Annotated in this window: 9 protein-coding genes; 5 read left to right on the top strand and 4 right to left on the bottom strand. The window is 71.5% G+C overall.

Translation table 11 applies throughout. From position 1 onward, the window contains the following. The first annotated feature begins 30 nt into the window (after nt 1–30). Genes CcI49_RS02345 through CcI49_RS02335 form a run of 3 tightly spaced genes read left to right on the top strand, consistent with a single transcriptional unit; the run spans nt 31 to nt 3,072 of the window. The gene (locus CcI49_RS02345; RefSeq protein ID WP_054565799.1) at nt 31–999 is read left to right on the top strand and encodes a DUF58 domain-containing protein; all 969 of its coding nucleotides are present in this window, start codon (nt 31–33) and stop codon (nt 997–999) included. Further along, on the top strand, nt 996–1,955 hold the full coding sequence (locus CcI49_RS02340; protein WP_006540903.1) for a VWA domain-containing protein: 960 nt from the start codon (nt 996–998) through the stop codon (nt 1,953–1,955). Before CcI49_RS02345 ends, CcI49_RS02340 begins: the two co-directional genes overlap by 4 nt. A gap of 37 nt (nt 1,956–1,992) precedes the next feature. Beyond that, nucleotides 1,993–3,072 carry a phytoene/squalene synthase family protein gene (locus CcI49_RS02335; RefSeq protein WP_076823903.1) on the top strand — a complete coding sequence of 360 codons (1,080 nt, stop codon included), beginning with the start codon at nt 1,993–1,995 and terminating at the stop codon, nt 3,070–3,072. On the opposite strand, the gene serS is transcribed toward CcI49_RS02335, so the two are convergent. Beyond that, nucleotides 3,045–4,307: a serine--tRNA ligase gene (gene serS, locus CcI49_RS02330; protein WP_054565797.1), complete on the bottom strand. Its 1,263-nt coding sequence runs from the start codon at nt 4,305–4,307 to the stop codon at nt 3,045–3,047. The two genes, CcI49_RS02335 and serS, sit on opposite strands and share 28 nt — an antisense overlap. A 468-nt stretch (nt 4,308–4,775) precedes the next feature. On the opposite strand from serS, the gene CcI49_RS02325 reads away from it, so the two are divergent. Continuing rightward, nucleotides 4,776–5,645 (top strand): peptidylprolyl isomerase, encoded by an 870-nt coding sequence (locus CcI49_RS02325; protein ID WP_054565796.1) that lies wholly within the window; start codon nt 4,776–4,778, stop codon nt 5,643–5,645. 174 nt (nt 5,646–5,819) lie between these two features. Here the strand turns inward: CcI49_RS02325 and CcI49_RS02320 are convergent, their stop codons facing one another. Beyond that, complete coding sequence (locus CcI49_RS02320; RefSeq protein ID WP_076823900.1) at nt 5,820–7,622, bottom strand: DEAD/DEAH box helicase; 1,803 nt, start codon at nt 7,620–7,622, stop codon at nt 5,820–5,822. A 228-nt stretch (nt 7,623–7,850) separates the two neighbouring features. On the opposite strand from CcI49_RS02320, the gene CcI49_RS02315 reads away from it, so the two are divergent. Then, entirely contained in the window at nt 7,851–9,272 is a 1,422-nt protein-coding gene (locus CcI49_RS02315) for a helix-turn-helix transcriptional regulator (protein WP_235497813.1), read from the top strand. 10 nt (nt 9,273–9,282) lie between these two features. On the opposite strand, the gene cutA is transcribed toward CcI49_RS02315, so the two are convergent. Then, on the bottom strand, nt 9,283–9,612 hold the full coding sequence (gene cutA, locus CcI49_RS02310; RefSeq protein ID WP_006540897.1) for a divalent-cation tolerance protein CutA: 330 nt from the start codon (nt 9,610–9,612) through the stop codon (nt 9,283–9,285). Between the two features lie 196 nt (nt 9,613–9,808). After that, nucleotides 9,809–12,385 (bottom strand): RelA/SpoT family protein, encoded by a 2,577-nt coding sequence (locus CcI49_RS02305; RefSeq protein ID WP_076823898.1) that lies wholly within the window; start codon nt 12,383–12,385, stop codon nt 9,809–9,811. Between the last annotated feature and the right edge of the window lie 6 nt (nt 12,386–12,391).

The following is a 12,391-nucleotide window of genomic DNA, read 5'->3' as shown; positions in this document are numbered from 1 at the left end:
TCCGATCGGCCCGGCGCGACCACGCCGCGGGTGATCTCCCAGCCACCGGCGACCTCACCGTCGGTGGAGCGGACGCTGCGCGGCCTCGAACTCGCCGTCAACCGCCGCCTGGACGGCATGCTCCTCGGCGACCATCTCGGTCTCCTGCCGGGTCAGGGAACGGAGAAGGCCGAAAGCCGCGAGTACCACGTCGGCGACGACGTCCGGCGGATGGACTGGGCCGTGACGGCGCGGACGACGGTCCCGCATGTGCACGACCTGGTCGCCGACCGGGAGCTGGAGACCTGGGCGCTGGTGGATCTCACCGCCAGCCAGGAGTTCGGCACCACCTCGATCCGCAAGCGGGAGCTGGCGATCGCGGCCACGGCGGCGATCGGCTTCCTCACCGCCCGCACCGGCAACCGGATGGGCGCCCTCGCCCTGACCCCGACCGGGCCGCAGCTGATTCCAGCCCGGCCGGGCCGCCAGGGGCTGCGGACCCTGCTGCGGGCGCTCCTGTCCGTTCCCGAGGCGGCTCACGACCGTCCCGTGCGGCGGCCTGACCATTCCGCGGCCACCGACCTCGCCGCGGCGGTCGCCGCGATGGACCGGCCGCGCCGCCGCCGTGGCCTCGCCGTGGTCATCAGCGACTTCCTCTCCACCGACCTGGGCTGGGAGCGGCCGATGCGGGCACTCGCGGCACGCCATCAGCTGCTCGCCGTGGAGGTCCTCGACCCCGCCGAGCTGGTCCTGCCGTCCGTCGGGCTGCTCTCCGTCGTGGACGCGGAGACCGGCGCGGTGCTGGAGGTGCCCACCTCGTCACGGCGGGTCCGCGAGCGCTACAGCCGGGCCGCGGCCGAGCACCGTGCCCAGGTGGCGCTGGCGCTGCGCCGGGTGGGCGCCGGGCATCTGGTGCTGCGCACGGACTCGGACTGGCTGGTCGACATCGTCCGGTACGTGTCGGCGTCGCGGGTGACCCGTGGCGCGGCCCGGCGGCCACCGGTGGGTGCGGGCGCGTGAGCTTCCTCGCCGGCCACTGGCTGTGGCTGTTCGTCGCGGTGGCCGCGCTGGCGGCGGCGTACATCGTGGTGTCGATGCGCCGCCGGGTCTACGCGGCGCGGCTGTCCTCGACGGCGCTGCTGTCCAGCGTGCTGCCGCGGCGGCCGCAGTGGTGGCGCCGCCATGTGCCGGCGGCGCTGCTGCTGCTCACCCTGGCCGGGCTGGTGATCTCGCTGGCACGGCCGGCGCGGGCCGAGCGGGTTCCCCGCGAGCGGGCCACCATCATCCTGGCGATCGACGTGTCGAACTCGATGGCGGCCACCGACATCCAGCCGACCCGCCTCGAAGCCGCGAAGCAGGGGGCCCAGGCGTTCGTCGACCAGCTGCCGCCCCGCATCAACCTCGGTCTGGTCTCGTTCGCCGGGTCGGCGGCTGTCCTGGTCCCGGCCTCGACCGACCGGGAGTCGGTCCGGTCCGGCATCCGCGGCCTGCAGCTCGGCCCCGCTACCGCGGTCGGTGAGGGCATCTTCGCCTCACTGCAGGCGATCACCACCGCCGGCGAGCGGATGTCGGACGAGGGCCAGCCACCACCGCCCGCCGCGATCGTCCTGCTCTCCGACGGCGAGACGACCCGCGGCCGGCCGAACACCCAGGCCGCCACCGCCGCGCGGGACGCCGAGGTTCCGGTCGACACCATCGCCTACGGCACCTCGGACGGAACCCTCGATGTCGGCGGGCAGCAGATTCCCGTCCCCGTGAACGAGGACGCGCTGCGCGAGCTGGCCGAGCAGACCGGTGGCTCCTACCACCGGGCGACCACCGGTGACGAGCTGCAGTCCGTCTACCGCGGCCTGGGCAGCTCCATCGGGTACCGCACCGAATACCGTGAGATAACGTCCTGGTTCATCGGGCTTTCTCTCGGTCTCGGCCTGGCCGCGGCGGCGCTCTCCCTGGCCTTCTCCTCGCGGCTGCCCTGAACCTGCTGCTCAGGCGACTTCGACTACTCTGGCTGATGTGGGTGGTCTGCGCGGCGAACTGGACGCCGCCGGTGTCACTGATGAGCGGCTACGTGCCTCCTACCGCCGGGCGCGGGAACTCAACGCGGCGCACGGGCGCACCTATTACCTGGCCACTCTCCTGCTGCCGAAGTGGAAACGGCCGCATGTCCACGCCCTCTACGGCTTCGCACGCTATGCCGACGAGATCGTCGACGATCTCGACTCCACGCTGACCGACGAGGCGAAGGCCCAGTGGCTGCGGCAATGGGGCAGCACCCTGCTGGCCTCACTGGCCTCCGGGGCCGACGTCGCGGCGGCGGAAACCGGCGCAACAGCCGAAGGTGAGACTGCGGAGGCCGCGGCCACGGCCGCGGATGCTGAGGCGACGGTGCTGCCCGCCGTGCTGCACACGATTCGGCGGTTCGATCTGCCGGTCGGCTATTTCGAGACCTTCCTGGCCTCCATGGCCATGGATCTGACGATCACCAGCTACGCCACCTGGGATGACCTCATGGTCTACATCCACGGCTCGGCGGTGGTCATCGGTCTGCAGATGCTGCCCATTCTCGAGCCGGTGAACCCCGCGGCGGAACCGTACGCCCGCGACCTCGGTGTCGCCTTCCAGCTCGCGAACTTCATCCGGGACATCGGTGAGGACCTGCGGCGCGGGCGCGTGTACCTGCCGCAGAGCTCACTGGACCTGTTCGGGGTGACCTGGGATCACCTCGCCGCCGGGGTGGCCGACGGCCCGGTGCGCCGCCTGCTGGCGTTCGAGATCGCCCGAGCGCGCGAGCTGTTCCGTTCCGCCCGCCCAGGCATCCGGCTGCTGCACCCGACGTCCCGGGACTGCGTGTCGACCGCGTTCCGGCTTTACAGCGGAATCCTGGACGAGATCGAACGCGCCGACTACCAGATTCTCGACCGGCGGGTGTCGGTCGGGCTGGGCCGGCGCCTCGGTGTCGCGGCGCCCGGTCTCGTCCGGGCCGCGTACTCCCGGCGCGACCAGGCATCCGGTGGGAACAGGATGCCCGGTCAGAACAGGGAGCTCGACCAGGGCAGCGCGCCCGGTCAGAGCAGGTCGCGCCCGCCCAGGTAAGGCCGCAGCACCTCCGGTACGCGAACCCGCTGGTCGGCGGTCTGGAAGTTCTCCAGAATCGCGGCCAGCAGCCGGGGTGTCGCCACCGCGGTGTTGTTCAGCGTATGCGCGAAGTGGATGTTCCCACCGGAGTCGCGGTAACGGAGGTTCGCCCGCCGGGCCTGCCAGTCATGCAGCGTCGAACAGCTGTGGGTCTCCCGGAAACGGTCAAGCGTGGGAAACCAGGTGTTGATGTCGTTCATGCGGAACTTGCCCAGGCCCATGTCGCCGGTCGCGCATTCGACGACCTCGTAGTGCAGGCCGAGATCGGTCAGGATGTGCTCCGCGGTGGCGAGGAGCTCGGCGTGCCAGCGGGCGGACTCGGCCGGGTCGTTCACGCACAGGACGAACTGCTCGACCTTCTCGAACTGGTGGACCCGCAGCAGCCCGCGAACGTCGCGGCTGGCGCTGCCGATCTCCCGGCGGAAGCACGGCGAGATACCGGCGTACCGGATCGGCAGCTGGTCGGCGTCGAGGATCTCCCCGGAATGCAGCCCCACCAGGGCGACCTCGGCCGTGCCGGCGAGAAACGCGTCGTCGGCGGGAATCTCGTAGATCTCGTCCCGGCCCTTGGGGAACATGCCGGTGCCGACGAGCGGTGCCTCCTTGACCAGCGCGGGCACCGCGACCGGGGTGAAGTCCCGCTCGCGCAGCAGGTCCAGCGCATAGGAATGCACCGCCCGCTCCAGCATGACCATGTCACCGACCAGCGCGTACGCCCGCTCGCCGGCGACCCTGCGGGCGCGGGCGAACTCGGCCCAGCCCCGCATCTGCGCAAGCTCGGTGTGGTCGAGCGGCGGGAAGTCGAACTCGGGACGCGTCCCGACGGTGCGGATGACCACGTTCGCGGACTCGTCCGGCCCGACCGGTGCGCCCTCCCAGGGAATGCCCGGCGCGAGGAGCATCAGCTCGGACAGCCGGGCGCTCGTCTGGGCCAGCCGCTCACGCAGGTCCTGCAGCTGCCGGTCGAACTCGACGTGCTCCGCGCGCAGCTCGGCGCGACGGGCCTCGTCCGCCTTGGCGAACTGCTTGGCGAAGGACTTGCGGCGCGCCTGTGCCTCGTCGACCTCGAACTGCAGTTTGCGGTTCTCCTGGTCGAGCGCAAGCAGCTCGTCCACGTCGAGATCGACACCCTTGAGCCGTACGGCGTCCTTAACGGCGTCGGGATTGTCCCGGATGAAGCGCTTGTCGAGCATGAATTCGTGTCAGCCTTCGCGTCGGGTCCTGAGCCAAGACGCTATCAGCCGCACCCGAGGGGCCCTCTTCCTTCAGGCGCCATGTCCACCTCCACGGCGCGGCTCGGCCGGTCCCCCGCACAGCACTGCACCCGCAGCACACCGACGCCCACGGCCCCGCGCCCGCACCTCGCATGACACGTCACACGACACCGCGACCGAATCCTGCGCACCGGATTCCRCCACGATCCCGGCGAGTACCCTGTGTGACGAAAGTGGCCAGGTCAGATCCCCGGAGGCCGCGTCCTGCCGGGCCTCGCCGCGGCCGAGATCGACGGCACGCGTCCGGCCCACCGGTCGCCCGCCTTCTCACAGGTCGTCCACAGGCCACCTGGACAGACTCGTCCGCGACGGGAACGTGGACGGCACAGCGACCGCCTGAGGACCATCCGGTGGTCACGGGACAACAGAAGCGGGAGGCCGGCGACGGTGTCGAGCACGAGGGAACGGCGGCAGCGGGAGCTCGCCGCCGCGCGGGCGGCGCGCCAGGCACAGCGGCGGCGTGAGGCCCACCTGCGGCAGCGCAAGCGCGTCACCGTCATCGCGGCGGTGGTCGTGGTCGCGATCGTGGGGTCGGTGATCGCGAGCGTCCTGCTCAGTGGTGGCTCCGACGACAACAACGAGATCACCTCGACCTCGCCCTCGGCCACCCAGACGGCCACCACCCCGACGACCTCGGCGCTGCCAGCCGGCCAGACCAGCAAGGTCGGCGACTGCGTCTACACGTCGACCGGCGAGGCGCCCTCGCGCCAGGTCTCACTGCCCACCGCCGCCGCGACGGTGAACAAGAACCCGGCCACGATGGTCATCACCACCGACCAGGGCACGATCACCGCCGCGCTGGACGCCGACAAGGCTCCCTGCACCGTCAACGCGCTGCGCTCCCTCGCCGAGGCGGGCTTCTACACCGACACCGCCTGCCACCGCCAGACCGGTGGCGCCGACGCCGGCATCAGCGTCCTGCAGTGCGGCGACCCCACCGCCACCGGCACGGGCGGCCCCGGCTTCGGATACGCCAACGAGAACACCGAGGGCGTGAACTACAACCGCGGCGTGCTGGCGATGGCGCACAGCAGCCAGCCGGACAGCAACGGCAGCCAGTTCTTCATCAACTACGCCGATCCCACCGCGGACGGCGCGTCCGCGCTGGCCGGTGGCTACACCGTCTTCGGCCACATCACCGAGGGTCTCGACGTGCTGGACAAGCTGACCTCCCCGGGGATCGAGGGCGGCGGCTCGGACGGCACCCCGGCGAGCAAGGCCCAGATCAAGTCCATCGAGATCAACCAGGAGCAGTAAACCCGCCCTGCACCGGTCGAGCACCAGACCGGTCCAGCACCGCCCACCGCCCACCGCGAGGCCGGCGGCATCGCCGGCCAGGTCCGCGGTGGGCTGTGTGGCCGCGGTGGGCTGTGTGGTCGCGGTGGGCTGTGTGGTCGCGGTGGGCTGTGTGGTCGCGGTGGGCTGTGTGGGTCAACCCGCCCAGCGGCGGACGGTGTCGATCCGCGCCTGTAGCTGCGCGGCGCTGGCCTGCGCGCTCGGGGGGCCGCCGCAGGACCTGCGCAGCTCCGCGTGGATCATCCCGTGGGGCTTGCCGGTCCGGTGGTAGTGCGCGGCCACCAGCTTGTTGAGCTCCTTGCGCAGCTCCCCGATCCGCTCGTGGACCGGACGGTCGGCCGCCTCCGGCTCCCCCGCCGCCTCGCCCTGCCTGGCCGCCGGGACCACCGGCTCGGTGGACGCCGCGGCAGCCGCGGAGGCCTTCGCCGCGGCGGCCCGCTGTGCGGCCTCACGCTGCCGCAGCAGGGTGGCGACCTGGTCGGGCTCGAGCAGCCCGGGCAGGCCGAGGAAGTCCTCCTCCTCCGGCGATCCGGCCTGCGCCGTGGTCCCGAACTCACCACCGTCGAAGATCACCCTGTCCAGCTGGGCGGACGATCCCAGCGCGGTGAACGGACTGTCCGGCTTGTCCGGCGTGTCCCGGCGGCGGTTCGCCTCCCGCAGGGCGTCGTCGTCGAAGGCGTCCGGCTCGCGCATCGGCTTGTCCAGCGCGTGGTCACGCTGGACCTCCATCTCACCGGCCAGCGCGAGCAGCGCGGGCACACTCGGCAGGAAGACCGACGCCGTCTCCGAGCGGCCGCGGCCGCGGACGAACCGACCGACCGCCTGCGCGAAGTACAGCGGCGTCGAGGCCGAGGTGGCGTACACGCCGACCGCCAGCCGGGGGACGTCGACGCCCTCACTGACCATCCGGACGGCGACCATCCAGCGGTCCGTCGACTCCCGGAAGGTGGCGATCTTCGAGCTCGCGGTGGGGTCGTCGGAGAGGACCACGACCGGAGACGTCCCGGTGATCCCCCGCAGCAGGYCGGCGTAGGCGCGGGCGGTCGTGTGGTCGGTCGCGATGACCAGGCCGCCGGCGTCCGGCATGCCGCCCCGGCGTACCTGGGAGAGCCGGGTGTCAGCCGCCGCGAGGACCGCCGGCATCCAGTTGCCCTGCGGGTCGAGCGCGGTCCGCCACGCCGCGGCGGTCTGCTCGCTGTTCAGCGGCTCACCGAGCCGCGCGCTCAGCTCGGCACCCGCGCTCGTCCGCCACGACATCTCGCCGGAATAGGCCAGGAAGAGCACAGGACGGACCACGCCATCGCGCAGCGCGTCCGCATAGCCGTAGCTGGAGTCCGCGACGCTGCGGGTGACGCCCTCCGCATCTGGCAGGTAGGTGACAAACGGAATCGGGCTGACGTCCGACCGGAACGGTGTTCCGGTGAGCGCCAGACGACGGGCGGCCGGCGTGAACGCCTCACGCACCGCCTCGCCCCAGGAAAGCGCGTCCCCCGCGTGGTGGATCTCGTCGAGGATCACCAGGGTGCGCCGGGCCGCCGTACGCATCCGGTGCAGCGCCGGATGGGCCGCGACCTGGGCGTATGTGACGGCGACACCCGTGTAGTCGGACGCGGTCGCACCGGCGGAGTTGCGGAACGTCGGGTCCAGATCGATGCCGACGGCCGAGGCCGCACCGGCCCACTGCCGCTTCAGGTGGTCCGTCGGGGCCACCACCGTCACCGCCCGGATCTCACCGGCGGCCAGCAGCTCGGCGGCGATCTCCAGGGCGAAGGTCGTCTTGCCCGCACCCGGCGTCGCCACCGCCAGGAAGTCCCGCCCGCCCGAGGCGGTGCGCGAGCGGTAGATCTCCAGGGCGGCGCGTTGCCACTCCCGCAGCGGCCGGGCCTGCACGCGTGAGCGTGGGCCACGGGGGCTCGGGGGCAGAGGACCAGCTCTCACACACCAGACTCTATGGTGACGCACCGGCGAGACGATGACGCCGCGTGCCGTCACGGAGCGCGGTCGCCCGTTCGATGATTTGCCTGTTTCTTGTCACCGAAGGACCACACGAGGGGTATCACCGCCTTTGCTAACACACGGTTAAGCTCCTGAAGTCAACTGCTTGACTCGGAGGTCCCGATGGAGCGCCCGGCAGGAACGTCGGCGGGTCACACCTCGCCAAGGAGCATGCGACCAAACGACCCCAGGCCGGCCACCGCCGGCCCGGCCCGTACTCCGAACGTTCGGCTTCGCACCAGCCGAGAGGAACGCGGCTGGTCACAGGAACGCCTGGCGAGCGAGATCCGACGCTTCTCCGTCATCCATGAGGGCCGCGAGGCCGGCGTCACCGGAAATATGATCTGCAAGTGGGAGAAGGGCGACAAAAAGCCCAGCCTTCGCTACCAGCGGTTGTTGCGCGCGCTGTTCGAGCGCTCCTCGGCAGAACTCGGCTTCGTCGACGACGACCCCAGCACCGGCCTGGCCGGCCGGCTCCCCGCCGCCACGGACAAGCTTTCCCACGGCATCGGCCCGGCCGGAACCGTTCTCATCCAGGCCGAGGCCGGGGCCGAACCGTCCGGTGACATTCCCGTCGAGCGCCGTGGGTTCCTGCGGCTTTTCGCCGCCGCGGGTGGCGTCGCCGTCGTCCCGCTGGGCACGGCCGGGCCCGACAACGCGCCGTGGGAGCGGCTGTCCGCGGCGCTGCGCCGGCGCACCACCGTCACCCCGGAGCTGGCGGACGAGCTGAGCCGATGCACGGCGGGCCTGTACAGCCTGGAGGAGCGCGTTCCCGCCCGGGCGCTGTTCCCCAGGGTCACCGGTCATCTGGGGACGCTCACGCAGCTGTTGGAGTCCAGCGGCCGATCGTCGGCTCGCCGCGACCTCGCGGCGACCGCCGGCGAGACCGCGGCGCTGGCCGGCTGGCTCGCGTTCGACATGAACGACGTCCCGGCCGCCCTGGCGTACTACCGGGTCGCGATCGAGGCGGCGCGGGAGGCCGACGACAGCGCGCTGTGGGCCTGCGTACTGGGTTACGAGAGCTACCACAGCGCCGGGGTCGGTCGTCACGACCAGGCCTGCGCGCTGCTGGCGGAGGCGCAGCGCCGCGCCGCGGGCGCGAGCACCATCATGACCCGGGCGTGGCTGGCCGGGCGGGAGGCCGAAGAACAGGCCGCCCGCGGCGAGGGGCGGGCGGCACTGGCCGCGTTGGACCGCGCTCAGGAGGCCTTCGACCGCGCCGACGACGGCGACCGGGTCTGGACCCAGTTCTTCGACCGTGGCCGGCTTGACGGCATCAAGGTCACGACCTACACGAGGCTGCGCCGGCCAGCCGCCGCCCACGCCGCGGCGACGGAGGCGCTGCGTGCCACGTCTCCGCACAGCGGCACCAAGAAGCGCTCCTTGTTACTCGGCGATGTCGCCGAGGTGCACATTCAGCGGCGGGAGATCGACGCCGCGACCCAGTACGCGGCCGAGTCGCTGGCCATCGTCGCGGCAACCGACTTCTCACTGGGGCTCACCAGGATCCGGCGGGTTCGGGAGCATCTGCGGCCCTGGCAGAACACCCAGGCCGTCCGGGATCTCGACGAGCAGCTTCGCGCGCTCGTGTAAGGCCGGAGCCTCAGCTCCGGATCGACGGGGCGGTCTCCGCCGTGATCCAGTCGAGATAGTCCGTGTGACCCGACACGATAGGGGTCGCAATGATCTCGGGCGTCTCGTACGGGTGCGCGGCGGTGATCTCCGCGATCAGGTCGGCCAGCCGTTCACTCGTTGTTTTGGCGAGGCAGAGCCATTCCTCCGACTGCTCGATCTCGCCGTTCCACCGGTAAGTGCTCCGAATCGGCCCGACCACCTGGAAACAGGCAACAAGGCGCCGCTCGACGAGCGCCCTGCCGATACGGTCCGCTGCGTCTGGTGAGTCGATGCTCGTGATGACCTGAAGGAATCCCACGCGTACTCCCACCCATAACCGATGGCGATGCGAGATACTCTACATCGGACCACCGTCGGCGCCGACGTTTTTTCGCCGATGACCACGGGTGATTCTTTCGGTACACGACCCGATCGGGCCGGGGAATGTTGAAAAGCGACTTCCGGGACCATAGCGACACGGAGCGCATAAGGCTCCCGGATCCCGGCCCCCGGCGTCACACGATCGTCTGGCAGGCCCGGTAACAGTCGTAGACACCGCCAACGCTGCGTACCGCCGCCAGCACCCGATCGAGCTGTTCGGGGCCGGTGACCTCAATCGTGAAGCGGGCGTGCGCCACCCGGTCCTCCGAAGTCGAGGTCGACGCCGCACGCACCGACGCGGACGTGTCAGAGAGAACTTCGGTTATATCTGCCAGCAGGCCGTAACGATCGAAGGCCTCAACCGCGATTTCGGTGGGGAAGGTCTGACTCTCCGCAGCGGCCCATCCCGCCACGGTCACCTGCTCGCGTGATGACGCCGAGGAGGCGACGTTCGCGCATTCCCGACGATGCAGCGAGACAGCACTGCTGTGCGTCGTGAAGCCGACAACCTTGTCTCCGGGGAGCGGAAGACAACATCGCGCGAGACGCACTGGCACATCCGTGCCCTCGATCTCGGCGAAGCCCGCCCAGTTCTGCGTTCCGCGGCGGGCGGCGCCGCGTGCCGCGACCTCCCCGGCTGTTTCGCGGCCCGTGAGACCACCGGCGTCGCCCGAGCGCTCGCCCTGCTTTCCCGGCACGGCACGCCGCACCCGCCGGGCGCCACGCGAGGCCGCGCCATCCGAGGCCGCGGCAGGAGCGGTGGGCTCGGAAGGAGCGGTCGGTGCGGTGGTGCCGCCGAGGGCGACTGCCGCCGTCGGGACAGCCTGCCCTGCCGGCACGGCCTGCCCTGCCGATGCGGCCGGCCCTGCCGCCGGTGCGGTCTGCGCAAGGCCGGCGTCCACGGGCTGGGCGTCCGGGGTGGCGTCGGCCGGGCTCCCGGCACCGTGGGCGGTCCCGGCGGCCTGGCCGGGCCGCTCGACCGGCCCGGGTGTGATCCTCCCGGGTGTGCTCGTCCCGGTCGCGCCATCACGCCGGGCGGGGTCGCCCGAGTGCCCGAACGGCCAGGTCAGACCGCTCGCGATGCCGTGTGGCGACCGTCCGTGCGTATCCCGGCGCTGCCGGGCCAGGCGTTTGCGGATCCGGACCCGGGCCCGGGAGGTCCGCACGAAGTCAAGCCAGTCCTCGCTCGGCCCCGCTCCCGGAAGGTTCGAGGTGAGGATCTCGACGACGTCGCCGTTGCGCAGCCGGGTGTGCAGCGGGACCAGCCGGCCGTTCACCCGGGCGCCGATGGCGCGGTGCCCCACATCGGTGTGCACCGCGTAGGCCACGTCGACCGGTGAGGAGCGCGCGGGCAGCGCGATCATCTTGCCCTTCGGGGTGAAGGTCAGCACCTCGTCGGAGTTCAGGTCCGAGGACAGCGATTCCAGGAACTCCCCCGGGTCGACCGTGTCGACCTGCCAGTCCAGCAGGCTGTGCAGCCAGGACAGGCCTTCGAGGCGGGCGCCGTCGGCGCCCGGCCCGACCGGCTTCGCCACGATGCCGGTCTCGGCCAGCCGATGCATGGACGGGGTGCGGATCTGGATGTCGACGGTGCGCCCGGAGTCGTCCGTCACGGACGTGTGCAGGCTCTGGTACATGTTGAACTTGGGGGTCGCGACGAAGTCGCGCAGCCGCCCCGGCACCGGGCGCCACACGCCGTGGATGACACCGAGCGCGGCGTAGCAGTCCGTGACGTCGTCCACGAGGACGAGTACGCGGACGATGTCGGTGTAGTCCCGCGGCGCGCGGCCACGCTCCTGGGCCCGCTTGAAGATCGAGAAGATGTGGCTGATCCGGACCGAGACCGCACCGTCGACCCGGGCCTCGGCGAGCGCCGTCCGTAGCTGGTCCACCAGCCCGGAGACCGTGCCGCTGGCCCGCTCCGCGGCGGTGAAGTCGTCCACCAGGCCGGAGATCCGGCGGTGCTCCTCGGGGTTGAGGACGGCGAACGCCCGGTCCTCCAGCTCCCGTTTGATCACGCTTACTCCGAGGCGGTGCGCCAGCGGCGCCAGGACCTCCAGCGTGACCCGCGAGATCTTCTCCTGCTTGGCCGGCGACATGAACCCCAGCGTGCGCATGTTGTGCAGCCGGTCGGCGATCTTGATGACGAGGACCCGGTAGTCGCGGGCTAGCGCGACGATCAGCTTGCGCAGGGTCTCCGCCTCCGCGGCCTCCCCGAAACGCATCTTGTCCAGCTTGGTCACACCGTCGACCAGGTTGGCGACCTCACCGCTGAACTCCGCCGTGACGGCGGTGAGCGAGTAGCCGGTGTCCTCGACGGTGTCGTGCAGCAGCGCCGCGATGATGGTCGTGGTGTCGACGCCCAGCTCGGCGAGGACCTCCGCGACCGCGAGCGGATGGCTGATGTAGGGGTCGCCGCTTCGCCTGGTCTGGCCGGCGTGCAGTCGCTCCGCCACCGAGTAGGCGCGGATCACCGCGGCGATGTCGGCCTTCGGGTGGAAGTCGCGGTGTGCCTCGACGAGATCACGCAGCTCGGGGGGCACCTGCGGGGTTCGCGGCGCGGCCATCCGGCGGGCCAGGTGCGCCAGCCGGAGGCTGGCCTGGCGGGCCGCGATGACTGTCCGCGAGTCACCGTCGTCGCCGTCCGCTCGGGACAGCGCGGGCGAGAAGCCGCCCGCCGGCAGACCCGCTCCCGCGGCCTCAGCATTCACGGCGTG

The organism is Frankia sp. CcI49 (assembly GCF_001983215.1).
Lineage (GTDB): Bacteria > Actinomycetota > Actinomycetes > Frankiales > Frankiaceae > Parafrankia > Parafrankia irregularis.
This window is presented reverse-complemented; position numbering and strand designations above follow the sequence as displayed.